This window comes from Alcanivorax nanhaiticus (assembly GCF_000756665.1).
GTDB classification, from domain to species: Bacteria; Pseudomonadota; Gammaproteobacteria; order Pseudomonadales; family Alcanivoracaceae; genus Alcanivorax; species Alcanivorax nanhaiticus.
In genome coordinates this window covers 63,529-89,322 of the sequence record NZ_ARXV01000003.1, presented here as the reverse complement: position 1 = coordinate 89,322, position 25,794 = coordinate 63,529, and the positions used below count along the sequence as shown (strand labels likewise).

The window sequence follows — 25,794 nt, the reverse complement described above, 5'->3', positions numbered from 1 at the left end:
GGGCGGCCCAGAACACCGGCCTACAACTGCCCTTTTGGCCAGTGCCTGTATACGATGCGAAGTGTGGCAGAGCGGAGAGGAGAAGACGAGGGTCTGAGAGCGTATTTTGATGTCAGTCATGACTGACACAAGTTGCTCATGAATCCTTAACAACAGGTGTGCCCAATCGGCAGAGAAAGCACCACTCTTTATACTGGCTACACTGCCTACATTGTGGGAATCAAAAACCAGGCCTCGCAATCCTCCAACGCCAGACCGTCTGCCAGCCCCACCAGGGGCACTGACACCAACTGATCATCGCGATAGAGCAATGGCCATTGGCGGCGCTGCCACGGCGGCACGCCTGCAGATCGCCATAGCTCCTTCACCTGCTGATGCATGCCATGTCGATGAAGCTTACAGCTGCCGGTCACCCCGCGTAGCACCAGATCGCCAGGAGGGCGCCATAACGGCACAGCCCCGTCGCTATTTTCTCGACTCCAGCGCCAGTTAGGTAGTGATGGGGGGGCTGCTCCCTGAGGCCAGCATTCAGGCCCGGCCCAGGGCGCAAAACCGGTTCGGCGAGAAAGATACAAAGCCCCGCGATACAGTCGGGCGGCCCAGTCACCCCACTCTACTCGTGCCTGGCTATCCGCTGCGGCGAATTGCACTGCCAGCAACTCGGCCAGCACGGCCTGACTGGGAGCAGTGGCGCCCTGCTGCTGAAGCCACCAACGAACCAGATTGCGCTGGCGAGCCTCAGAGAAACGATGGAGGGGTTCCAGTGGTAGTACCAGCCCCTCCACCCCAATCTCAGAAGCATCACCAACGGCAATGTCTTCCAACAAGCTTGCAGCTTCAGACATGTGATCGGCAGCTCTGGCCAAGGTGGCGTCCACTCCCTTCCAGTGCTCTCTCAGCAGCGGAACGACACGATGGCGCAGGAAATTACGCCGCAGACTTTCATCCTCGTTACTGGGGTCATCCCGCCACGGAATAGACGCTTCAAGCGCCCATTCCGTCAAAGTAGCCTGATCCAGAGCCAGCATTGGCCGCCAGATATCCACCCCATCCCTAACCACAAGAGACCGCATGGCAGACAACCCCTGTACGCCAGCCCCACGGAGCAGCCGTAACAACAGGGTTTCCGCCTGATCCGAACGATGATGGGCTGTGATCAGGGTAGCTCCCAGCGCTTTCGCCAGCGGCAATAGTGCCCCATAGCGGGCATCTCTCGCACCGGCTTCGAGGCCTTCGTCCCGGCTCACCTGAACCTGCTCCAGAATGAAGGGCACCGCATGACTCTCTGCCAGCGATTCGCAGAATCGAGACCAGCTTTGGCTCTCGGAATGAAGCTGATGGTCCACATGGACCACAGACAGACGCGGGCCAAGACCGGCCCGCATCAGAAGATGCAATAGCAGAGAGGAATCCAGCCCGCCACTCAATGCCAGCAGCAAGGGACCATCTGGTGCCTGTTCTGCCAGCTCACGGCAAAACCCGGCAGGCTCAGTCATGATCAGCTGTCAGCAGACTCGGTGGTGAAATTCCCATAGCTCATCAGGCGCTCATAGCGACGCTCCAGCAACGCCTCAGTGTCCATGGCTTTGAGAATGCCCAACTGCTTGACGAAGGATTTGCGGATGGCATCTGCGGCCATATCGTAATCCCGATGAGCGCCACCCAATGGCTCTTTGATCACCTGGTCAACGATACCAAGCTCATGGAGTCGCCCTGCGGTGAGCCCCATGGCTTCCGCCGCATCCGGTGCCTTGTCGGCACTGCGCCAGAGAATGGAGGCACAACCTTCCGGCGAAATCACGGAATAGGTAGAGAACTCCAGCATCTGCAAGTGATCGCAGACGCCGATTGCCAGTGCGCCGCCGGAGCCACCCTCACCGATAACGGTGGCGATAATCGGGATTTTCAGTTGGGACATGACACGCAGGTTGCGCGCGATGGCTTCTGATTGGCCGCGCTCTTCCGCATCGATGCCAGGGAAAGCACCGGGGGTATCGATAAAGGTCAGGATAGGCATCTTGAAGCGCTCTGCCATTTCCATCAGGCGCAGGGCTTTGCGATACCCTTCCGGTTTCGGCATACCGAAGTTGCGACGCACCTTCTCTTTCACCTCGCGACCTTTCTGATGGCCAATCACCATCACTGGCTGGTCGTCCAGGCGAGTCACCCCGCCAACAATGGCCGGATCATCAGCGAAGGCACGGTCGCCGTGCAGCTCATCAAAGTCAGCAAAGATACGCTTGATGTAATCCAGCATGTAAGGGCGCCGGGGGTGACGGGAAAGCTGGGAGATCTGCCAGGAGGAGAGGTTTTTGAAGATCGATTCAGTGAGGCTGATGCTCTTTTCCTGCAGCTTGCCCACTTCCTCGGAAATATTGACCTCACTGCCACTGCCCACCAGGCGCAATTCCTCGATCTTCGCTTCCAGTTCTGCGATAGGTTGTTCAAATTCGAGGAAATTCGGGTTCATAGCTGAGCCTGTGTATTCAATGAGTCATGGCAGGACCCTTTCCTCAGGTCCACACCCTATATATGCCGCCCAAGTGTAGCGGGAACCGGATGAAAAGGTCGAGAAAAGCCGCCGTGATGAAGGTTGCAAACTGTTTCAACATGAGACGCTGCAAGCAACATGCTTTATGCAACACGCAAAAGACCCGCTTTCTGGTGCCTCAATGCCTGACCTGCAGCTGCCATCAAATCCGCCATGGCGGAGATGGCCATTCACCCATTTTCGCCCTACGTAAAGCTCGGGAGCCTACAGGTAATTTGCGTGTTGCATGCCACGTGACGCGTGTCGCGGCCGGCACAGGAGGCAATCAATACTCTACCCGCACCGAATCGTCGCCGAACTGCACCCGCAACTCCTCCACCAAGGAGTCATGAGGGCTGACTTTCCATGCGTCACCCAGCCAGAGGCTGGCCGCCGCGACCTGATGATCCAGATCCAGCAATACTGGCGTGGTTCCCCCTTGATAAGGTGACAGGGTTTGCTGCAAACGCTCAGGCAGGGCGTCCTGGACCGTAACCGCCAGACGCAAGCGCCTGGCGAAAGTCTCCCGAGCCTGTCGCATGTCCATCACTTCATCTGCGATCAGGTTGAAACCACCAGTATATTCGTCGTTTCGCACTCCACCCTTGAAGATCAGCAAGGCATCCTTCTGCACCAAATCACCGAACTGGGCAAACGTCTTGCCGAAGACGGACACCTCCAGCCGGCCGGTCTTGTCATCAAGGGTTACAAAAGCCATGCGTTCACCACTACGCTTGCTACGGGTGATGCGCAGAGCCACGACCAAACCCGCAACCATGGCTGCTTCGCCTTTCGCGGTCGGCTGCAAGGCGTTCAGCCGTGATGACACAAACTGGCGCACTTCGCCTTCGTACTGATCGATGGGGTGACCGGTCAGGAACAACCCCAGGGTATCCCGCTCTCCGTTGAGGCGCGTGTCGTCGCTCCAGTTCCGCGCCAGTTTCCACTCCACCGCCGTTGCCGGGGAATCATCCACCGCGCCAAACATATCCATGATGCCAGCCGCTTCGTTACGGGCATCCTGATCGGCTGCCGCAATGGCATCCGGCAACGTCGCCAGGATAGACGCGCGGTCATGGAAGCTATCGCCCTGCCCGTTCGGGGTTGGACCCAGCTTGTCCAGCACACCGGCACGCACCATGGCTTCCAGGGAGCGACGGTTAATTTTTTTCAGATCAATACGGCGACAGAAATCGAACAGATCCTTGAACTCACCATTGCCATCGTCACGGGCCGAAACGATCGCATCAATTGGCCCTTCACCCAGCCCTTTGATCGCACCCAGTCCATACACGATGTCGCCTTCCACATTCACCGTGAAGCGGTAACCACAGGAGTTCACATCCGGCGGCAATACCTTCAGGCCCATGGTCTTGCACTCATCGATAAAGGTCACCACCTTATCGGTGTTCTGCATATCCGCAGAGATGGTGGCGGCCATGAACTCGGCCGGGTAATGCACCTTCAGCCAGGCCGTCTGGTAGGCAACCAGCGCATAGGCCGCAGAGTGAGATTTGTTGAAGCCGTAGCCGGCGAATTTTTCCACCAGGTCGAAGATCTTCATGGCCAGGTCCGGGTCAACGCCCTGCCCCTTGGCACCTTCCTCAAAGATCGCCCGCTGCTTGGCCATTTCTTCGGGTTTCTTTTTACCCATGGCCCGGCGCAGCATATCCGCACCACCCAGCGTATAGCCAGCCAGCACCTGGGCGATCTGCATCACCTGCTCCTGATAGAGGATAACCCCGTAGGACGGCTTCAGGATCGGCTCCAGCCACTCATGCTGGTACTGAGGATCGGGGTAAGCCAGCGGTTCGCGGCCGTGCTTACGATTCACAAAGTTATCTACCATGCCCGATTCCAGCGGCCCTGGACGGTACAGGGCCACCAGCGCGATGATGTCTTCGAACACGTCAGGCTTGAGCTTCTTGATCAGCTCCTTCATGCCCTGACTTTCCAGCTGGAATACCGCAGTGGTATCGCCCCGCTTTAGCAGCTCAAAACTACCGCTATCATCGAGAGGAATGTGGTCGATGACGAGGTCATCCAGACCTTCACGATGGCGTTTAACATTCGCCGCCTTCACCGCCCAGTCGATGATCGTCAGGGTCTTCAGTCCGAGGAAGTCAAACTTCACCAGACCGGCAGCCTCCACATCATCCTTGTCGTACTGGGTCACCAGGTTTGTGCCATCTTCTTCACAATACAGTGGCGCGAAGTCGGTGAGCTTGCCTGGCGCAATCACCACGCCCCCAGCGTGCTTGCCCACGTTTCGGGTCAGGCCTTCCAGCTTGCGGGCCATGTCCCAGATCTCGTTGGCGGATTCCTTGTCCGAGTTTTCGTCGCTTTCCAGAAACTCGCGCAGGGTCTCTTCCTGCTCCAGCGCTTTCTCAAGGGTCATGCCCGGCACACCGGGAATCATCTTGGAGAGTCGGTCTGCCAGGCCATAGGGCTTGCCTTGCACCCGCGCCACATCGCGCACCACCGCCTTGGCGGCCATGGTACCGAAGGTAATGATCTGGCTTACCGCATCGCGGCCATATTTATCGGCCGTGTAGTTGATCACCCGATCCCGTTTTTCCATGCAGAAGTCCACATCGAAGTCAGGCATGGAGACCCGTTCCGGGTTAAGAAAACGTTCGAACAGCAGGTCGTAACCAATCGGATCGAGATCAGTGATCTTCAATGCATAGGCCACCAGAGAGCCAGCACCAGAACCCCGCCCCGGCCCTACTGGCACCTGGTTGTCCTTGCCCCACTGAATAAAGTCGGCAACGATCAGGAAGTAACCGGGAAAGCCCATCTGATTGATGATATCCAGCTCAAACTTGAGTCGGTCATCGTAGGGTTTTCGTTTTTCCGGGTACTCAGGGTCCTTGTCGTCGAGCAACACCTTGAGGCGCTCTTCCAGGCCCTCCCGGGATACCTGCTCGAAATACTCTTCAATGGTCATCCCTTCCGGGATCGGGAAATCCGGCAGGAAGTTTTCCCCAAGACGAATATCCAACGTGCAGCGCCGGGCAATTTCGACGGTGTTTTCCAGCGCCTCGGGAAGATCCGAGAACAATTCGACCATTTCCTCTTCGGTCTTCAGGTATTGCTGCTCGGAGTATTTTTTGGGTCGTCGCGGGTCATCCAGAGTATTGCCATCATGAATACACACCCGTGCTTCATGGGCTTCAAAATCTTCACTGCGGATAAAGCGCACATCGTTGGTGGCAACCAGTGGCAGTTGCAGTTGTGCAGCCAGCGCCACAGACGCATGCAGACAATCTTCATCACCTGGGCGAGAGGTGCGCTGGACCTCAAGATAAAAACGGTCGCCATAAATGGAGGCCAGCCAACCTGCCAACTGTTCAGCAAGATCATTTTTCTCGGCCAGCAATAACTGACCGATCTCGCCATGGCTGGCGGCAGACAGCACAATCAAGCCTTCGTTGAGTTCAGCCAGCCATTCTGGCTTGATCAACGCACGGCCACGATCCTGATTGGTCTGCCAGGCACGACTGATCAACAGCGTCAGGTTCTGGTAGCCGGCTTCGTTCTGAACCAGAAACGACAAACGGGCAGGCTCTTCCAGATGAGTGGACTGCACCCACAGGTCCGCACCCATGATCGGCTTGACCCCGGCCCCCATGGCCGATTTGTAGAATTTGATCAGGGCAAACAGGTTCGAGTCGTCGGTAACCGCCACTGCCGGTATTGACTTCTCAACACAGCTTTTGATGAGTTCTTTAACCCGCACTACCCCGTCTGACAGGGAGTAGTCAGTGTGCAATCGCAGGTGAACAAAACGCGGTTGGCTCAAAACAACTTACCTTGTGCTATTGCGGCAGACACCGGACCAAAGGAGCGACGATGCTCGGCCAGGGCGCCATGTTCATTCAGGGCCGCCAGATGAATCTTGGTAGGGTAACCCTTGTGGCGGTCAAAACCGTACTGGGGATATTGCTCGTGAAGCTGCTGCATTTCACGATCACGGGCCACCTTGGCCAGAATCGACGCTGCCGAAATGGCCGGCACCCTGCCATCGCCTTTCACCACAGCCTCAGCCGGACAATGCAGCCCCGGCACCCGATTACCGTCTATCAGGACAGCGTGAGCGTCAAGGGACAACGCCTGCACTGCTCGCTGCATGGCGAGCATAGTGGCGTGGAGGATATTCAGTTCATCAATTTCGGCCGGCTCAGCACGCCCCAGCGCCCAGCATAGCGCCTTGGACTTGATCTCATCTTCCAGCAGCAAGCGCTTCTTTTCGGTGAGTTTCTTGGAGTCAGCAAGGCCTGTGATTGGCTGGTCGGGATCGAGAATCACTGCGGCGGTCACAACCGCCCCCACCAGAGGGCCACGACCCACTTCATCCACCCCCGCCACCCGCATACCAGGTGACCAGCTGAAACGGGACGGGATGAAGGGGTCTGCTAAACCATACTCGGCAAAGGGATCCATCTCAGCGCTCCAGCAGCTGGCTTACCGCGTCAGCGGCTTTCTCACTGGCTCCACCACGCAACTGCTCATGCACTGCCTGAAAACGGGAAACCAGCGCCTGGGCTTGAGCCGGGTTATCCAGCCAGCGATTCACCTCGGCAACAATGGCATCACAGGTCAGATCATCCTGAATCAGTTCAGGCACCATCGCTTCGCGGCACAACAAATTCGGCAACGACACAAATTCACTCTTCACCAACCGGCGGGCAATGGCATAGGTCACCTTGCCAACCCGGTAGCCCACCACCATGGGCTTGCCTACCAGCAAGCCTTCCAGGGTAGCGGTACCAGAGGACATCAAAATGACGTCCGCCGCCGCCATTACCGTACGGCTTTCTCCATCCACCAGGGTGACGGGCAAATCCGGGGCCTGCTCAAGGAGAGTCTCGATCTGTTCGCGCCGGGCCGCATTGGCAGCAGGAATGACAAACCGCAGCGCTGGGCGGCTTGCATTGAGAGCCACCATGGCATCAAGGAAAACCGGCATCAATTGTCCGACTTCACCGCCGCGGCTACCGGGAAGCACGGCAAGCAAAGTGTCATCGGAGCGCAGTCCCAGCGCCTTTCTGGCTGCCGGGGTATCGGTTTGTAGCGGTACGCGGTCTGCCAGCGGATGCCCCACAAACGCGACAGGCACTTGATGGTCTTCATAGAAGCGCGCTTCAAATGGCAGCAAGCACAGCATCAGATCGATGCTTTTCTTGATTCCCTTGATCCGACCCTGACGCCAGGCCCATACCGAAGGGCTGACATAGTGCACAGTCTTCAGGCCACGCTCATGAAGACGGCGAGCAATCGGCAGAGTGAAATCCGGCGAGTCGATACCGATCACCACATCTGGCTGCTGCTCCAACAGGAAACGGACCAGTTGCTTGCGCAACCGCAGCAACTCGGGAAGATGGGCAAGCACCTCGGTAATTCCCATTACCGAGAGCTTTTCCATGGGGAATAGACTATCGAGCCCGGCAGCAGCCATCTCGCTCCCCCCCACACCGATAAAACGGGCACCGGGGTAACGAGCCTGCAGCGACTGCATCAGGCCTGCACCGAGAATATCGCCGGACGCTTCACCGGCGATCAGGGCAATCAGCGGAGCGTCCTTGCGAAACTCCATATCAGCGTGTGATGCCGCGCTCGGAGGCCTTGAGGGAATCGATCAGAATCTGCAGCTCATCGCTGGCTGGCATGGCCTCCAGCTCCACCAGCGCCTGTTCGAGGGTCAACCCCTGGCGATAGATCAGCTTGTAGGCATTACGCAGATTGGCAATGACTTCCTTGGACCAGCCGCGACGCTTCATGCCTTCGAAGTTCATACTGCGGGCCTGAGCCGGGTTGCCGGACACCATCACATAGGCGGGAATATCCTTGAGCACCAGGGAGCAGCCTGAAGTCATGGCATAAGAGCCAATTTTGCAGAACTGGTGCACCCCGGTCATCCCCCCCAGAATCACGCCATTACCCACATGAGCATGGCCCGCAACGGAGGCATTGTTGGCAAAGATACAGTCGTCGCCGATCATGCAATCGTGGGCCACATGTACATAGGCCATCAACAGATTACGGCTACCAATTTTAGTCAGGGAGTTATCCTGAATGGTGCCCCGGTGAATCGTCACCGATTCACGGATGATGTTGTCATCACCAATTTCCAGGCGGGTGGGCTCACCCTTGTACTTCTTGTCCTGGCACTCTTCGCCAACAGAAGCAAACTGGAAGATGCGATTATTCTTGCCAATGGTTGTCGGTCCATTAACAACCACATGGGGACCAATCACGGTACCGGCACCGATTTTCACATCGGGGCCGATAATGGAATAAGGGCCGACCTGCACGTCCTCTGCAAGCTCAGCGGCCGGATCAATAATGGCGGTCGGATGAATCATGTAATTATCACTTGTTCTTGGTGTCAGTCGGGCCAGTATACGTTAGTCCGCAACTTGATCCGACCGTTAGTTTTCCCGCCGCAAACCGCAATCAGCTTCTGTGCTCAGCAACCAGCATTTCGGTGCTGGCGACAATTTTGCCATCGACTCGGGCTTCACAGGAAAACTTGAGAATATTGCGCTTGGTGGTCACATGCTCAGCAAACAGGTGCAGAGTATCACCCGGCAAAACCTGGCGCTTGAAGCGAGTCTTGTCGGTACCCACCAGCAAGTAATTGAAACCATCTGCCGGCTTTTTGTTTTCGGTGACGAAACCCAGAATACCCGCGGCCTGAGCCATGGCTTCAATGATAAGAACCCCCGGCATGATCGGCTCATGTGGAAAATGGCCATTGAAGAACGGCTCATTGATCGTCACGTTCTTGATCGCTTCTACACGCTTGCCAGGCTCCAGCTCCAGCACACGGTCAACCAGCAAAAAAGGGTAACGGTGGGGCAGGTATTCCCTGACCTCTAGGATATCCATCATCGTTGTGTTCCACACAGGCAGGGCCGCAATCTGCGGCCGTTAATCACTCAAACGTTCCAGTTTGCGCACGCGGCGGGCAAGCTCGTCCAGCTTGCGGTAACGCGCCACGTTTTTCCGGTAGCGGGTCTGTTCATCTGCTGGCAACGCAGAGCCATAGGTGCCTGGCTGGGTAATAGAGCTGGACACCAGCGTCATGCCCAACACCTGCACCTTGTCACAAATCTCGATGTGACCAGCCACTCCAACCGCCCCCCCTAACATACAGTAGGAGCCGACCTTGGAAGACCCGGCAATACCGACCTTTCCTGCCAGCGCAGTATGGTCGCCAATGACTACGTTATGGGCGATCTGAATCTGGTTATCCAGAATTGCACCATTGCCAATGATGGTGTCGTCAATTGCACCCCGATCAATCGTGGTTCCTGCGCCGATTTCCACATCAGCACCGATTTTGACACCACCCACCTGATGCACCTTGGTCCACCCTGCCCCGTTGAAGGCAAAGCCGAACCCATCCGCACCGAGCACACTGTTGGCGTGTATGATAGTGCGCGGACCCAAGGTGACACCATGGTAAATTGTAACATTTGGCCAGATACGACACTGCTCACCAATAATTGAGCCTGCGCCGATGACCACATTGGCCATGATCACAGCGCCATCGCCTACTTGGGCATCTGCCTCAATGACCACATTCGGGCCAATGCTGGCGGTGGCCGGAATCGAGACCGAAGCATCGACAACCGCAGACGGATGAACGCCCGGCTGTGCCTGCGGAGCCACATCAAAGAGCGCACTTGCCTTGGCGAAAGCCAGATAAGGGTCTTTGACAATCAACGCAGCTACCGGGCAAAACGCCTTCTGGTCTTCCTGCAGCAACACCACCGCAGCACGAGTCTGCTCCAGGTAATTGCGATAACGGGGATTCGCCAGAAAAGTCATCTGGGTCCCGGTGGCTGACTGGATAGTACCCATGCCATCCACGGGCTGATCAGGGTCGCCGACCAGCTCCGCGTTCAGGATTTGGGCAAGTTCTCCGAGAGTATGCATTACTTCATCTTGTTCAGTTGCTGGCTCACGGCTTCAGTAACATCAACAGCGCTGTCACCTACATACACGGCAGCCTGGGCATTGATCACCAGATCCAGTTTCTTTTCCTTGGCAACCACTTCGATAGCCTGCTGGAACTTGGGACCCATTTCTTCCATAACTTCACGCTCGGTAGCCTGGGCACGACCCTGGAGCTTGCGTTGCAGACTCTGAATTTCCAGCATTTTTTGCTGGCCACGGGTCTTCATCTCTTCCTGCTGGTCAGGAGACATGGTCATGGCTTCTTTCTGCATTTTGGCCTGCAGTTCCTGCACTTCCATACCCAGCTTGTTGAGCTTTTCTTCATCCGGACCCAGTTCTTTCTCAAGCGCGGACATCTTGCTTTTCACCGCCGTGGTTTCCTGCAGCGCCTTGAGCGGGTAAACAATCCCGATGCTGGTTTCAGCAATTGCCAGGGCAGGAAAAAGCAAAACGGCAGCGAGTAGGCATTTTTTCATCATTATTAAACTCCTAGAAAGTCTGTCCCAAAGAAAATTGAAATACTTCAGTGTCATCGCCGGACTGATCATTCAGTGCCTTGGCGAGGTTAAAGCTGAGCGGGCCAATAGCCGTCAACCAGCTCAGGCCAATACCGGCAGAGGTGCGGATATCCTGGGGTTCAAAGTCCGCAAAAATATCATCACGCTCTGTCTCGAATACGTTACCCGCATCCACAAACAGGAAGGTACGAACGCTTCGTGATTCCGGAGCAAACGGGGTTGGGAAGATCAGTTCAAGACTGGCCTCCGTCAACAGGTTGCCCCCAATCGGATCCGGGTCCGGATCCACGGTGCCATTCAGGAAATAGCTGAGACCTTCCGAGCGAGGCCCAAGTGAGCGGGACTCATAGCCGCGCACGGAACCAATACCGCCAGAGTAGTAGTTCTCGAAAAACGGCAACACTTCATCATCGCCGTAGCCATCACCGTAGGCCACATCGCTGCGCATGCGCAAGGTCCAGCGGCGACTGATCGGGAAGTATTTCTGCCCTGTCCAGTTGGCACGATAGAAACCGTAATCCGAACCGGGCACGGCCACCTCAAGGCCCAAGGTGCTGGACCAGCCGCGATCCGGAAAAATACCACGGTTAAGTGTGCTGGTGGACAAGGACGCATTCAGTTTGTATTCGTCAAACTTGTTGCCTTCCTTGACCAGGAAGTTATAGATATCCACCGCGACAAAGTCACCGGTAGTGATATCCGTGCGTTCATAGGTACCGCCAAAACTCAGACGGGAATATTCCGAGATCGGATACCCGAAAGTCACCGAGCCACCAAGGCGATCCGCGGCATAGGACGCCACCGAGGTTTCGTCATAATCGATTTCCGAAAAGAACAGGCTGAAACCACGGCTCACACCATCCAAGGTGTAGTACGGGTTGTAATGCGAGAAGCTATAGGAATCTCGCACATCAGAACGACTCAACGCAAAGGACACCCGGTTACCACTGCCGCGCCAGTTGTTCTGTGTCACGTTGGCACCAAAAATGAAACCAGAAGCGTCGGAGTAGCCCACATTGGCACCGATGGAACCAGACGGTTGCTCTTCGACCTTGAATTCAACGTCTACCAGATCATCAGAGTTGGGCACTCGTGGAGTGTCAGCTTCGACGACACTGAAGTAACCCAGACGCTGCAGACGCTGCCGGGAAAGGTCCACCAGCGAGGTGTTGGCAGGGGCATTTTCGAATTGTCTCAGCTCACGGCGTACAACTTCATCGGTTGTCTTTGCATTCCCCGAGAAGTTGATCCGGCGCACATACACCTTTCTTCCGGGCTCTACATAGAAAGTCACATCAACCGTATTGTTCTCGTCATCAGCGTTATGATCCTGGCCACGCACCTCGGCAAAGGTATAGCCCTCGTTCCCCAGGCGGCGCTTGATCAGATCATTGGTATAAGTCATCAGTTGCTGGCTGAACACCTGCCCCTTCTTGACGATCAGCAACGGCTTCAGCTGATCCTCACCGACCACCAAATCACCGGCCAGCTTGACGTTGTTCACCGTGTATTGCTCGCCTTCAGCCACATTGACAGTAATGAACACGCTGCGACGGTCAGGGCTGACGGAGACTTGGGTAGATTCGATGGAGAAATTGATATAACCGCGATCCAGATAATAAGAGCGCAACCGCTCCAGATCACCGCTGAGTTTTTCCCGGGAATATTTATCGTCGCCTTTGATGAACGACCAGAAACCGGTGGAGTGCAGCTCAAAATCCTTGAGCAGCTCCTCATCATCAAACAGTTGGTTACCCACTACATTGATGTCGCGGATACGGGCGGCCTTGCCCTCATAAATCTCAATCTTCAGGGCAACACGGTTGCGGGGCAACGGGATCGATTCGGTCTTGATGCTGGCGCCATAACGACCCTGGCTGACATATTGTCGCTCAAGCTCACCGGCAATGGCTTCCAGAGTCGAGCGCTGAAAGACCTCTCCCTCGGCCAACCCCGCTTCGGTCAGCCCCTTGCGCAGGTTGTCTTCATCGATGGACTTGTTACCTGACAATTCGATACGGGCAATACTGGGCCGTTCCGCAACCACCACGACGAGATCATCACCATCCCGGCCCAGCTGAACATCCTCGAAGTTGCCCGAGGCAAACAGGGTCTGTACAGCTCGCACCACATTGTCTCGAGTGACTGTGTCACCCGCCTGGATGGGCAGTTCAGAATAAACTCGCTCAACCGGAAGACGTTGCAGGCCCTCTACCCGGATATCGTGAACCTTGAATGGCAAGTTGCCATTGGCGTTGGCCAGAGTCGCTGCTACCAGGCAGGTTATGGCCAGCCAGCCTTTGCAAAGGCGGCGGGTTGTGTCCCCAAATCTCATGAAAACTGCTTCACCAAGTCGTTATAGATCGCTAACAGCATGAAGCTGACCACCAGTGTCAGCCCAACTCCTTGAGCGGCCAGAAGAAAGCGCTCAGGTAAACTGCGACCGCGAATCATTTCAATGATTCCAAAGAAAATCCAGCCGCCGTCCAACATGGGAACCGGCAGAAGATTGATAATCCCTAGCGTAATGCTCAGATAAGCCAGCAAAGCCAGAAAACTCGCCAGCCCGAATGCTGCACTCTGCCCTGCCACTTCAGCAATCGTTATTGGCCCGCCAATGTTATCCAGTGCCAGTTTGCCGGTGAACAACTTCACCAGGCCTGACCAAATAACATTGATCTGCTCCACAAAACGCTCGCCAGCCGCCGAGACAGCCTCTACAGGCCCATAGTGGTACTGATAGCGCTCGCCCTTGAAGGCAGCCAGGACACCGATGCGACCGATGTTCTTGCCCTCCTCAACCACTGATTGAGGGGTGAGGGCAAGTTCGACCCGCTGCCCGTCACGCAGTACGGATAGTGCCAGCTCTTTACCGGCAGAGGCCATGATCGGTTCCTGCCAGCTATCCCAACCCAAGACAGGAGAACCATTCAGGGCCAGCAGCTGATCACCAGGCTCAACCCCGCCATGGTCCGCGGCGCTGTCATCGACAACTTCCAGCACTTCCAGTCCACGATTGAGCCCGAGCACCTTGAGAGGAGACTGATCCAGATCGTCCGACCAGGGAGAGATATCCAGCATGCGGGTCTGGCGCTCACCGCCGATTGTCACCACAGTGATCGCCAGCGGCTGCTCTTCGCCCAAATGCATGATCAGCTCGTTATAGACCGGTTTCCAGCTCGGGATCTCTTTATCACCGATCGCTACAACCCTGTCGCCGGCCTGAAAGCCCGCCTGCTCGGCAACGCTGCCAGGGCTTGCTGGCCCCAGTACAGCCTGCTGATCACTCTCGCCATAGCTGAACAGCACAACCCAGTAGATCAACAAAGCGAGAATAAAATTGAATACCGGGCCTGCGGCATAGGTCACCACCCGCTGCCAGGCTGGCTTGGAGGAGAATTCCCCTGGGTGGCCCTCGGCAGTCTCATCTTCGCGGGCATCCAGCGGTTTAACGTAGCCACCCAACGGCACCGCACTGATGGTCCACACGGTGCCCTTCTTGTCCTTGAAGTGAAGCAGCTTGGGGCCGAAGCCCACAGAGAAGGTCAGCACGCGAACGCCGAAAGCGCGCATGGCGAGAAAGTGGCCCCACTCATGGAAGGCCACAATAATGATGATGGTGACGACAAAAGCCAGAACCGTCAGCATCCACGCTCCTTGATCAGGCGGCAGGCCAGTTCCCTCGCCTGCCGATCGATATTCATGACGGCCTCCACATCAGCACACACCGGTGCCTGCTGCTTGGCCAGGGTTTGTTCCACCACTGCCGGGATCCCCATAAAGTCGAGACTTCCCGCCAAAAAGGCGGCGACCGCTTCCTCATTGGCCGCATTGAGCACCGCCGTGGCAGTGCCCCCCGTCTCCATGGCCGCTCGAGCCAGTGCCAGGCACGGGAAACGCGTGGTATCCGGCAGCTCGAAATTCAGACCCGCCAAGCGGGAAAAATCAAGCCGCTGGGCACCCGATTCTACGCGCTCCGGCCAGGAAAGGCCGCAGGCGATTGGGGTGCGCATGTCCGGTGTCCCCATCTGGGCCAGTACTGAACCATCCTGGTACGCCACCATGGAATGCACCACACTTTGCGGGTGCACGACCACATCGATCTTGGCTGGAGGCACATCAAAGAGCCAGCACGCCTCAATAAACTCCAGCCCCTTGTTCATCAAGGTAGCGGAATCCACTGAAATTTTTGGCCCCATATCCCAGTTTGGATGTTTCACCGCCTGAGCGGGTGTCACCTGCTTCAATTGTTCCGCACTGAACTCCCGGAAAGGGCCACCAGAAGCCGTCAGCAGCAGCCGCTCCACCCCGGCATTGACGCCCTCCGGCGGCAAACACTGGAAGATCGCATTGTGCTCGGAGTCCAGCGGCAACAAAGTGGCTCCGCTATCGCGAACCGCATCCATGAACAGGGCCCCGGTAACGACCAGCGCCTCCTTGTTAGCCAGCAGAACACGCTTGCCCGCTTTTACCGCAGCCAAGGTGGGATGCACTCCTGCCGCACCGACAATGGCAGCCACCACTGTGTCAGCTTGCTCATGTTCGGCCAGTCTGGCCAATGCAGTATCGCCCGCCAGCACTTCAGTTTCCGACCCGGCAGAACGCAGATGGTTCCTCAGCTTTTCCGCTGCAGCCTCATCGGTCAACGCTGCATAGCGAGCCCCGGTAGCGAGGCATTGCTCGGCAAGGCGCTCCCAGCGAGTGCTGGCAGTCAGGGCAAAAATTTCATAACGGTCCGGGTGACGCGCTACCACGTCCAGCGTCTGCTGGCCGATGCTGCCCGTTGCACCCAGGACCGTAATGCGCTGTGTCACAGGCTGCCCCCGGGCAGGCCGAACCAGTTAAAGCCGGCAAGCGCGATCGGCATGGCTGCGGTAACACTGTCGATCCGGTCCAGCATGCCGCCATGCCCAGGCAGGATGGTACCGCTATCCTTGAAGCCACGCTGACGCTTGACCATGCTTTCAAAAAGATCACCCAATGCGGAAGACAACACCGTCATCAAGGCCACCGCCATCAGGGGCAGCAAGGCAGCATCCAGTTGACCGGAAGCATAGACAGCGGCGACAACCAGCAAGGACAGCAGAACACCGCCGATCAGTCCTTCGATGGTCTTTCCCGGGCTTACCAGCGGTGCAAGCTTGTGCTTACCCAGCGCACGGCCGGCAAAGTATGCACCGGTATCTGCAGCCCATACCCACAAGAGGATAAACAGCAGCGCCAACGGCCCTGTCAGGCCCAACGCTCCCTGATCCTGCAACTGCACCACTGCCGCCCAGGAAGGGACCAGTAGCAACAGCCCTACCACCGCCATAACCCAGGGGCGATACCATAATTTGGCATTGCCGGGGTAGCCCACCACCAGAACCAGAGCCAGCAGCCACCAGACCGGTATCGCATTCAACAACCAGGCGGGCTGATATATCTCAGCCAGCGCCATCGTCGCGGCCAAAACCACTGTCCACAGCAAACGTACCTTCTGGGTAACGGTCCCCATCATGGCAGCCCATTCCCAGCCTGCCAGCAGGAAAAACACGCCCGCCACCAGGGCAAACGGCAGTCGATCGAGGCCAAACATGGCCCCCAATACGATGGGCAGCAGCACCAGCGCGGTAATCACCCGCAACTTGAGCATTGTTATTCTCCTTTCAGACTGGCCACTTCCTCTCCGGAGCGGCCAAATCGACGCTGTCTGCCTGCGTAATCCTGCAGTGCGTCATCAAAAGCTTTGGCGTCAAAATCAGGCCATAACAAAGGCGAGAAACAGAACTCGCTATAGGCCAACTGCCAAAGCAGAAAATTACTGATACGTTGGTCCCCGCCAGTTCGGATCAGAAGATCCGGCGGCGGCAGATCCGACATGGCGATATGGGGAGCCAGCATTTCCGGGGTGACCTGATCCGGCTGCAAGCGACCTTCTGCAACCTTCTCAGCCAGGCGCCGTGCCGCATTGGCGATATCCCACTGACCACCGTAGTTCACCGCAATCACAACAGTCATTCGGGTATTGGCGGCCGTCAGCGCTTCCGCCTCAGCCATACCGGTTTGCAGATCCTCCGAGAAGGCAGAGCGATCACCAATGAAGCGTATACTTACCGCTTTGGAGTGCAGTTCCTCTACCCTGCCCCCCAGCGCCTTGAGAAACAGCGCCATCAGGTGAGCCACCTCTTCCGGAGGCCGGCGCCAGTTCTCGGAACTGAACGCAAACAGGGTCAGCACTTCGACGCCACGAGTCGCAGCCTGGCGAATGATCGTCTGAACCGCCTGTTCACCCGCCCGATGCCCATCCTCGCCCGGCAAGCCTCGCTTGCGCGCCCAGCGGTTATTGCCATCCATGATGATCGCCACATGGCGTGGCAGGCTTCCCTGATGGGAATCGATATCCGGGGCACTGGATTGAGGTTGGTCACTGGACATAAAACTTCCGCCAATAACAAAAGCGGGCTGCTTCACAGCCCGCCAAGTCGAATTTGAAACTGAGACCGAATCAGACGGTCATCAGCTCCTCTTCCTTTTCTTTGAGAACCTTCTCCACTTCAGCCACCATCTTGTCGGTCAGCTGCTGGACCAGTTCTTCGCCGCGACGGGATTCGTCTTCGGAGATTTCCTTCTCCTTGAGGAGCTCTTTCAGGTCGCTATTGGCATCCCGGCGGATATTGCGGATGGACACTCGCGCCTGTTCGGCTTCACCACGCACGACCTTGACCAAATCCCGACGAGTCTCTTCGGTCAGCGGCGGCAGCGGCAGGCGAATCAGGTTACCGGATGTGGAAGGATTCAGGCCCAGATCCGAGGTCATGATCGCTTTTTCGATTTGCGGAATCAGACTCTTGTCGAACGGAGAAATGGTCAGTGTCCGGCCTTCTTCTACAGAGATGTTCCCCAGCTGCTTGAGCGGAGTATCAGAGCCGTAGTAATCCACCGTCACATTGTCCAGCAGGCTCGGGTGGGCACGGCCTGTGCGGATGCGCTTCATGGCAGTATCCAGCGCCGCCAGACTCTTCTTCATGCGGGATTCCGCATCGTCACGAATATCGTCAATCACCGGTATTTCCTCACCATCTTTTCGGGTGCGCTTACTGCGCAGCCTCTACCAGGGTGCCTTCATTACCGCCCAGCATAAGGTTGAGCAGCGCACCCTTCTTGTTCATATCAAATACACGCAAGGGCATGTTGTGATCGCGCACCAGGCAAATTGCCGTCAGGTCCATCACGCCCAGTTTTTTATCCAGCACTTCGTCGTAGGTCAAGGTGTCATACTTGACTGCATCCGGGTTCTTTTCCGGATCATCATTGTACACGCCGTCCACCTTGGTGGCCTTCAACACCACGTCCGCATTGATTTCGATACCACGCAAACATGCTGCTGAGTCTGTAGTGAAAAACGGGTTACCGGTTCCCGCACAGAAAATCACCACTTCACCATTCTTGAGGTGACGATTGGCATTACGGTGATCATAGTGCTCCACCACGCCACTCATGGGAATCGCAGACATCAAACGGGTACGGATGTTGGAACGCTCCAGCGCATCACGCAAAGCCAGACCGTTCATCACGGTCGCCAGCATACCCATGTGATCACCCGCCACCCGGTCCAGACCTGCGCTCTGCAGGGCTGCGCCGCGGAACAGGTTTCCGCCGCCAACCACCAGGCCAACCTGCACACCAATACCGACCAGCTGACCGATTTCCAGGGAAATCGCGTCCAATACCTTGGGGTCGATACCAAATCCTTCGTCACCTGCCAACGCCTCACCGCTCAGCTTGAGCAGAATACGGTTATAGCGCGGCGAGCGCTCCTTGTTCGTTGGCATGTCCAAGTCTCCGCCACTCATGAATACCCGCCATTATTCAGTTGGTTGCCGTTTCCGGTTTGCACATCCTGCCGGGGCCTGTTCACAGTACCGCCAAGCACGATGGTTGCAAGCACTTTCCTCTTTTCGCCAGCCCGCACGCGGCTGACAGGCGAAAAAAACGCCCTGCTGGCAGGCCAGCAAGGCGCTCTTTTCTCATCGACAGGCAGCCTTAGCCTTTCGCCGCAGCTTGAACCTCAGCAGCGAAGTCGACTTCTTCTTTCTCAATACCTTCGCCAACAACCAGACGCTCGAAAGCGACGATCTCAGCACCGGCAGCCTTAACCAGGGCACCGACAGTAGTATTGGGATCCTTCACGAAGGGCTGATCCAGCAGGCTCACTTCCTTCAGGAACTTGTTGATACGACCGCCGAGCATTTTCTCAACGATCTCAGCCGGCTTGCCTTCCATATCAGGCTGGGCGCGGATGATTTCTTTCTCTTTTTCCAGAACTTCAGCCGGAACCTGGTCACCGCTAACCACCATCGGGTTAACAGCAGCCACGTGCATGGCCACGTCTTTACCCAGCTCGGCATCGCCGCCTTTCAGGGCGACCAGCACACCGATCTTGCCACCGTGAACGTAAGCACCGATGGCACCTTCGGCTTCCAGCTTGGCAGCACGACGGATCTGGATATTCTCACCGATTTTCTGAACCAGCGCCTGACGCGCTTCTTCAACGGTAGAACCGTCTTCCAGTTTCAGTTCGGCGATCTTGGCAGCATCGGTTTCACCGGCAGCCAGAGCAGCAGCAGCGACTTTGTCAGCGAAGCCGAGGAAGTTGTCGTCACGGGCTACGAAATCGGTTTCGGAGTTGATTTCAACCATAACGGCAACAGTGTTGTCGCCATTGGTAGCAACAACCGCAGCACCTTCAGCAGCAGTACGACCGGCTTTCTTGGCCGCTTTGGCCTGACCGGACTTACGCATTTCGTCGATGGCCAGTTCGATATCACCATCGGCTTCCACCAGCGCCTTCTTGCATTCCATCATGCCAAGACCGGTACGCTCGCGAAGTTCCTTAACCATTGCAGCAGTTACAGCAGCCATGATTATCCTCTCAAAACGGTTGGTTTCGGTAACACGGGCAGGCTTGCGCCTGCCCGAGCAGATCAGCCTTCGGCGCTCTCGCCTTCAGCTTCGCCTTCTACCTCGACGAATTCACTCTCACCACCGGTCTGGTTCTGAGCATACTGCTTGCCTTCCAGAATGGTGTCGGCTGCCGCTTTCACGTACAGCTGGATAGCGCGGATCGCGTCGTCGTTACCCGGGATCACGTAATCAACGCCGTCCGGGTTGGAGTTGGTATCAACAACGGCTACAACCGGGATGCCCAGCTTGCGGGCTTCCTGCAGCGCGATGTCTTCGTGATCCACATCGATCACGAACAGGGCATCAGGCAAACCGCCCATGTCCTTGATACCGCCGATGGAGCGCTCAAGCTTCTCCATCTCACGCTTGCGCATCAGCGCTTCTTTTTTGGTCAGCTTGTCGAAGGTACCGTCCTGGGATTGAGCTTCCAGGTCACGGAACCGCTTGATGGACTGACGGATGGTTTTCCAGTTGGTGAGCATACCGCCCAACCAACGGTGATCAACGTAGGGCATGCCTGCACGCATGGCTTCATCACGAACAGCCTTCTGAGCGGCGCGCTTGGTGCCCACGAACAGAATCTTGTTGTTGCTGGCAGCCAGCTTGTTCAGGAACGCCATGGCGTCATTGAACAGAGGCAGGGTCTTTTCCAGGTTGATGATGTGAATCTTGTTACGGGCGCCAAAGATGTAGGTGTTCATCTTCGGGTTCCAGTAACGGGTCTGGTGGCCGAAGTGCACGCCGGCCTTCAGCATATCGCGCATAGTTACGCTAGACATTGGTTTTACTCCACTTTGGGTTAGGCCTCCACGCCCCCGCATAAGCCCAACCCGTACCACCTTATATAAGGAGTAAAGGCACCCAGGGTTATGTGACGGGGCATGTGTGATTTCCTTCCCCTGCTTCGACGGTTACAATGCAGCACCATTGCCGCAGAGCAGACCGAGAGCGGGAAAGCGCGCGCTTTATACCACAGCACCCCGCCTCAGGCAACGAAAAGCTGCCATTTTTACTGTTTTGTCTCGGCACACTAAACAGCCAACTCACTGAAATAGCAGGAGTTTCCTCGAATCTCATGAATGCCGTCATCAAGACCCCCGAACAGATCGCCAAAATGCGCGAGGCCGGCAAACTGGCCGCCGAAGTCCTCGAAATGATCGGCGAGTACGTCAAGCCCGGGGTCACCACCGAGGAGCTGGATCGGATCTGTCACGATCATATCGTCAATCGGCAACATGCCATTCCGGCCTGCCTGGGCTACCGTGGATTTCCCAAGTCTATCTGCACCTCAGTCAATCATGTGGTCTGCCACGGCATTCCCTCTGACAGCAAGGCATTGAAAAAAGGCGATATCGTCAATATCGATGTCACCGTTATCAAGGACGGCTGGCACGGTGACACTTCCAAGATGTTCTTTGTGGGTGAACCCTCAGTGCTGGCCAAGCGACTGGTGGAAACCACCCGTGAATGCATGATGGCAGGCATCAAAATGGTGAAACCCGGGGTCAAGCTGGGCGACATCGGCCACCGTATCCAGAAGATGGCTGAAGGCGAACGCTTCTCCGTAGTTCGCGAATATTGTGGCCACGGCATCGGCGAGGGCTTTCATGAAGAGCCCCAGGTATTGCATTACGGCAAACCTGATACCGGTCTGGAATTGCAGGAAGGCATGGTGTTCACCATCGAACCAATGATCAACGCCGGCAAGGCTGCCAACAAGCTGCTTCCTGACGGCTGGACCGTGGTGACCAAGGATCGCAAGCTGTCCGCCCAGTGGGAGCACACCATCGCTGTCACTGCCGATGGCTATGAAGTGCTGACCGCACGCAACGAAGAAAACGACCTGTACTGATACTTTCTGCCGATGGCTGGCGCGCGTCCTGCATGAGGCTGGACGCCCGCTGTTCATCAGCCTTACCGCCACAGGATCATAATGCAGCTCACCCCCGTGCTTACCCAGCAAGCCCTCCTCGATGCCATGCAGGAGAGCCCTCAGCCCGGCCAGTATGCCCGCCAGTACCTGGAGCAAGGCCAGCAGCGCCTGAACCAGGCATTCGAAAGCACCGACATCACTGATCTGGTCCATGCCCGTGCCGCCCTGGTAGATCAGGTCATGATCGCGGCCTGGAGCCTGTTTGGCCTGGCCGACCAGGCCGACACCGCGTTGGTCGCGGTGGGAGGCTATGGACGCGGTGAACTGCATCCCTGCTCCGATGTGGATCTGCTGATGTTGCTGGCTGATAACAGCGATGCCAGCGTTTTTGATCGGCTTGAGCGCTTTGTGGCCTTTTTGTGGGATATCGGCCTTGAGATCGGCCATGCGGTTCGCACCCTTGACGAATGTGTTGATCTGGCACGGGAAGACATCACCGTTGCCACCAACATCATGGAAGCCCGCACCCTGGCGGGAGATGATGGACTTCGGATCAGACTGGAAGAACGTACCGGCCCTGAGCAGATGTGGGACTCCGCAGCGTTCTTTGCTGCCAAATGGGAAGAACAGGTAGGCCGCCACAAACGCTTTAATGACACCGAGTACAACCTGGAACCCGACCTCAAGAATGCGCCAGGCGGCTTGCGTGATGTACAGATGATCGCCTGGGTCGCCAAGCGCCATTTCAATGCCGACAGCCTGGAATCACTGGTGGATGTGGGGTTTCTCACCAAGGAAGAATACTCGGTGCTGCGCAAGTGCCTGGATTACCTGTGGGAGGTACGCTGGCAACTTCATACCCTGACCGGCCGCAATGAAAACCGCCTGCTGTTTGATCACCAACGCCAGCTGGCCTCACGGCTGGGCCACGAAGATTCCAGCGCCAATCTGGCGGTAGAAGTCTTCATGAAGGGCTTCTACCGGGTCGCCCTGGCAATGTCCGTACTCAATGAAATGCTGTTACAGCTATTTGATGAAGCCATCCTGCGCAGCGATGAGCCGGAACAGGTACGGCCATTGAATCGCCGTTTCCAGGTCCGCAACGAATATCTGGAAATCACCCATCCCGAGGTCTTCAGCGAGCACCCCTCTGCCCTGCTGGAAACCTTCGTGCTGATGGCCCAGAACCCGGACCTCAAGGGCATCCGCGCCACCACCATTCGCGCGCTGATTTACAACCGCCGCCAGATTGATGATGCCTTCCGGGCTGATCCCAAGAATACCGCCCTGTTCATGCAGCTGCTGCGCAGCCCCAATGCGCTATTCACCCAGCTCCGGCGCATGAAACGCTACAGCATTCTCGGCCGTTACCTGCCGGAATTCGGTGCCATCATCGGCATGATGCAGTACGACCTGTTCCACATTTATACCGTGGACGCTCACACCCTGCTGGTGATCAAGCACATGCGCCGGCTGCGCTATGAAGACATGCGCGACGAATACCCGCTGGCCACCGAAGTGTTCTATCGCCTGCCCAAGCCCGAACTGCTCTACACCGCCGGGCTTTACCACGACATCGCCAAAGGGCGTGGCGGCGACCACTCGGCCCTCGGCGAAGTGGACGCGCTCAATTTCTGCCAGCGACATGGCCTTAGCGCCTGGGATGGCAAGCTGGTGGCCTGGCTGGTGAAAAATCACCTGGTAATGAGTGTCACCGCCCAACGCAAAGACATCTCCGATCCTGATGTGGTTTACGAGTTTGCCCGCAAGGTAGGCGATCTGGTACACCTCGATTATCTGTATGTGCTGACCGTGGCTGACATCAATGCCACCAACCCTACTCTGTGGAACTCCTGGCGAGCCTCCCTGCTGCGTCAGCTTTACACCGAGACCAAGCGAGCCCTGCGCCGTGGCCTCAACAATCCGGTGGACAAACAAGACTGGATCGACGAAACCCGGGAATCCGCTCTGAAGCTGCTCACTGGCCAGGATCACGATGCCGCCAAAATCGAAGCGCTGTGGGCCAATATCGGCGATGAATACTTCCTGCGGGAGACCCCGCGTGACATTGCCTGGCATACCGAAGCCATGCTGGATCGTGAAAACCCCAATGATCCGCTGGTGCTGATTGGCGAAACCAGCCAGACCTCCATTGCCGGCGGCTCGCAGATCTTTATCTACACCCCGGACACTCGCAACTTGTTCAGCGCCACGGTGAATGCCCTCGACACCCTTGGGCTGACCATCATGGATGCCCGCATTATCACCAGTGTGGATGGTTTCAGCCTGGATACCTACATCGTGCTGGATGAACAGGGCACCCCGATTGGTGACGACTGGGCACGTATCGAGCAGATCCGCAAAACGCTGACCGAGACCCTCAAACACCCGGACCGGTTCTCCACCACGGTGAGCCGTCGCATGCCCCGCCGCAACAAGCATTTTGATGTCCCCACCCAGGTGGTGATTAGCAACGATATCGTCAATGACCGTACCGCCGTGGACATCCAGACGCTGGATCGGCCGGGCCTACTGGCGCATATCGGCCGTATCTTTATGCGCTTCGAATTGCTGGTACAGAATGCCCGCATTGCCACTCTGGGCGAACGCGCGGAAGACGTCTTCTTCATTACCGACCTCGACGGAGAACCGGTTTCTGACCCTGCCCTGTGCCAGGAGCTACAAGAAACTCTCACCCGCGAACTCGACGACAAGAACAACGGAAACAACTAACCCATGAATCCAGATCTGGAACGGCTGCACCCCTACCCGTTTGAGAAACTCAAAGCCCTGTTCGGCGACTTGCCAGCCTCTGACAAGTCGCCTATTGCCCTGTCCATTGGCGAACCCAAACACCCGTCACCGGATTTTGTTCAGCAGGTGATCAAGGACAACACCGCACGGCTGTCCAATTACCCAACCACTGCGGGTATTCCCGAATTGAGCGAGGCGATCGGCCAGTGGTTGACGCGCCGTTTCCACCTGCAAAGCATGGATGCCAGCAGTCAGGTACTGCCGGTTAACGGCACCCGTGAGGCCCTGTTTGCGTTTACCCAGGCGGTGATTGACCGTCAGCGCCAACCCTTGGTGCTGATGCCCAACCCCTTCTACCAGATCTACGAAGGCGCCACTCTGTTGGCCGGCGGTGAGCCCGTGTACCTGCCCTGCACCGACAGCACCGGCCTGCAACCGGATTTCGATGCGGTAAGCGAGGACACCTGGATTCGCACCCAGCTGTTGTTTATCTGCACGCCTGGCAACCCCACCGGCGCCACCCTCAGCAAGTCCCAGCTCAAGGCCCTGATCCAGCTGGCTGACAAGTATGATTTCGTGATTGCCTCAGACGAGTGTTACTCGGAGATTTACCGGGACAAACCGCCGGCAGGCCTGCTGGAAGCCTGTGCGGAAATGGGTCGCCATGATTATCGCCGTTGCGTGGTGTTCCATTCCTTGTCCAAACGCTCCAACCTGCCGGGTCTGCGCTCCGGATTTGTCGCCGGAGACAGCGAAGTACTGAAACGCTTTCTGCGCTATCGCACCTATCATGGCTGCGCCATGCCCATTCATCATCAGCTGGCCAGCATTGCCGCCTGGAACGATGAGGCACACGTTGAAGCCAACCGCGCCCTGTATCGTGAAAAGTTTGATGCGGTGCTGGACATTCTCGGCGGCCCCCTTAAGGTATCCGCCCCGGCAGCCGGCTTCTATTTATGGCCGAAAACGCCGATCAGCGACGAAGAGTTCGCCAAGCGCCTGCAAGCTGAACAGAATGTGACTGTCCTGCCAGGCCGCTATCTGTCGCGCACTGTTGGCGGCAAGAACCCCGGACAGAACCGGATTCGTATGGCGCTGGTGGCACCGCTGGAAGAGTGTATTGAAGGTGCCAAGCGCATCAAGGCGTTGCTGGATACGTTATAGAAAGTCGCAAGTTACAAGTTTCAAGTTGCAACGCGCCCTGA

21 protein-coding genes are annotated in these 25,794 nt (G+C 56.9%); 3 read left to right on the top strand and 18 right to left on the bottom strand.

Annotated features, from left to right (window positions below; genetic code table 11):
* Positions 1-206: 206 nt before the first annotated feature.
* The 18 genes from tilS to rpsB all read right to left on the bottom strand — a co-directional run bounded on the left by tilS (position 207) and on the right by rpsB (position 20,741).
* Complete coding sequence (gene tilS / locus Y5S_RS04465) at positions 207-1,496, bottom strand: tRNA lysidine(34) synthetase TilS (protein WP_052041397.1); 1,290 nt, start codon at positions 1,494-1,496, stop codon at positions 207-209.
* 2 nt (positions 1,497-1,498) lie between these two features.
* Positions 1,499-2,470: an acetyl-CoA carboxylase carboxyltransferase subunit alpha gene (locus Y5S_RS04460; RefSeq protein ID WP_035230866.1), complete on the bottom strand. Its 972-nt coding sequence runs from the start codon at positions 2,468-2,470 to the stop codon at positions 1,499-1,501.
* Positions 2,471-2,816: 346 nt separating this feature from the next.
* On the bottom strand, positions 2,817-6,335 hold the full coding sequence (dnaE, locus tag Y5S_RS04455) for a DNA polymerase III subunit alpha (RefSeq protein WP_035230865.1): 3,519 nt from the start codon (positions 6,333-6,335) through the stop codon (positions 2,817-2,819).
* The gene (gene rnhB, locus Y5S_RS04450; protein WP_035230864.1) at positions 6,332-6,976 is read right to left on the bottom strand and encodes a ribonuclease HII; all 645 of its coding nucleotides are present in this window, start codon (positions 6,974-6,976) and stop codon (positions 6,332-6,334) included. Before rnhB ends, dnaE begins: the two co-directional genes overlap by 4 nt.
* A gap of 1 nt (position 6,977) precedes the next feature.
* A complete protein-coding gene (gene lpxB / locus Y5S_RS04445; RefSeq protein ID WP_035230862.1) occupies positions 6,978-8,129 on the bottom strand; it encodes a lipid-A-disaccharide synthase in 1,152 nt (383 codons plus the stop codon).
* Position 8,130: 1 nt separating this feature from the next.
* Entirely contained in the window at positions 8,131-8,898 is a 768-nt protein-coding gene (gene lpxA / locus Y5S_RS04440; protein WP_035230860.1) for an acyl-ACP--UDP-N-acetylglucosamine O-acyltransferase, read from the bottom strand.
* Positions 8,899-8,989: 91 nt separating this feature from the next.
* Positions 8,990-9,427, bottom strand: a complete 438-nt coding sequence (fabZ, locus tag Y5S_RS04435; RefSeq protein WP_035230858.1) for a 3-hydroxyacyl-ACP dehydratase FabZ — start codon at positions 9,425-9,427, stop codon at positions 8,990-8,992.
* Positions 9,428-9,466: 39 nt separating this feature from the next.
* On the bottom strand, positions 9,467-10,477 hold the full coding sequence (gene lpxD, locus Y5S_RS04430; protein WP_035230856.1) for a UDP-3-O-(3-hydroxymyristoyl)glucosamine N-acyltransferase: 1,011 nt from the start codon (positions 10,475-10,477) through the stop codon (positions 9,467-9,469).
* Positions 10,477-10,977, bottom strand: a complete 501-nt coding sequence (locus Y5S_RS04425) for an OmpH family outer membrane protein (protein ID WP_035230854.1) — start codon at positions 10,975-10,977, stop codon at positions 10,477-10,479. Before Y5S_RS04425 ends, lpxD begins: the two co-directional genes overlap by 1 nt.
* 10 nt (positions 10,978-10,987) lie before the next feature.
* The gene (gene bamA / locus Y5S_RS04420) at positions 10,988-13,351 is read right to left on the bottom strand and encodes an outer membrane protein assembly factor BamA (protein ID WP_035230853.1); all 2,364 of its coding nucleotides are present in this window, start codon (positions 13,349-13,351) and stop codon (positions 10,988-10,990) included.
* A complete protein-coding gene (rseP, locus tag Y5S_RS04415; protein WP_035230851.1) occupies positions 13,348-14,664 on the bottom strand; it encodes an RIP metalloprotease RseP in 1,317 nt (438 codons plus the stop codon). The genes bamA and rseP overlap by 4 nt, the downstream gene beginning before the upstream one ends.
* Positions 14,658-15,830, bottom strand: coding sequence for a 1-deoxy-D-xylulose-5-phosphate reductoisomerase (gene ispC / locus Y5S_RS04410; RefSeq protein WP_052041396.1), 1,173 nt, complete (start codon positions 15,828-15,830; stop codon positions 14,658-14,660). Before ispC ends, rseP begins: the two co-directional genes overlap by 7 nt.
* Positions 15,827-16,651 carry a phosphatidate cytidylyltransferase gene (locus Y5S_RS04405; protein WP_035230847.1) on the bottom strand — a complete coding sequence of 275 codons (825 nt, stop codon included), beginning with the start codon at positions 16,649-16,651 and terminating at the stop codon, positions 15,827-15,829. The genes ispC and Y5S_RS04405 overlap by 4 nt, the downstream gene beginning before the upstream one ends.
* Positions 16,652-16,653: 2 nt before the next feature.
* Positions 16,654-17,433 (bottom strand): polyprenyl diphosphate synthase, encoded by a 780-nt coding sequence (uppS, locus tag Y5S_RS04400; RefSeq protein WP_052041395.1) that lies wholly within the window; start codon positions 17,431-17,433, stop codon positions 16,654-16,656.
* A 70-nt stretch (positions 17,434-17,503) separates the two neighbouring features.
* Entirely contained in the window at positions 17,504-18,061 is a 558-nt protein-coding gene (gene frr / locus Y5S_RS04395) for a ribosome recycling factor (RefSeq protein ID WP_035230845.1), read from the bottom strand.
* A 31-nt stretch (positions 18,062-18,092) separates the two neighbouring features.
* Positions 18,093-18,830, bottom strand: a complete 738-nt coding sequence (gene pyrH / locus Y5S_RS04390) for a UMP kinase (RefSeq protein WP_035231219.1) — start codon at positions 18,828-18,830, stop codon at positions 18,093-18,095.
* A 211-nt stretch (positions 18,831-19,041) separates the two neighbouring features.
* Positions 19,042-19,920: a translation elongation factor Ts gene (tsf, locus tag Y5S_RS04385; protein ID WP_035230843.1), complete on the bottom strand. Its 879-nt coding sequence runs from the start codon at positions 19,918-19,920 to the stop codon at positions 19,042-19,044.
* A 62-nt stretch (positions 19,921-19,982) separates the two neighbouring features.
* Positions 19,983-20,741: a 30S ribosomal protein S2 gene (rpsB, locus tag Y5S_RS04380; RefSeq protein ID WP_035230840.1), complete on the bottom strand. Its 759-nt coding sequence runs from the start codon at positions 20,739-20,741 to the stop codon at positions 19,983-19,985.
* A gap of 296 nt (positions 20,742-21,037) precedes the next feature.
* On the opposite strand from rpsB, the gene map reads away from it, so the two are divergent.
* From map to dapC, 3 genes are all read left to right on the top strand, one after another.
* Positions 21,038-21,814: a type I methionyl aminopeptidase gene (gene map, locus Y5S_RS04375; RefSeq protein WP_035230839.1), complete on the top strand. Its 777-nt coding sequence runs from the start codon at positions 21,038-21,040 to the stop codon at positions 21,812-21,814.
* Positions 21,815-21,895: 81 nt separating this feature from the next.
* The gene (locus Y5S_RS04370) at positions 21,896-24,568 is read left to right on the top strand and encodes a [protein-PII] uridylyltransferase (RefSeq protein WP_035230837.1); all 2,673 of its coding nucleotides are present in this window, start codon (positions 21,896-21,898) and stop codon (positions 24,566-24,568) included.
* Positions 24,569-24,571: 3 nt separating this feature from the next.
* Positions 24,572-25,753: a succinyldiaminopimelate transaminase gene (gene dapC, locus Y5S_RS04365; RefSeq protein ID WP_035230835.1), complete on the top strand. Its 1,182-nt coding sequence runs from the start codon at positions 24,572-24,574 to the stop codon at positions 25,751-25,753.
* Positions 25,754-25,794: the final 41 nt, after the last annotated feature.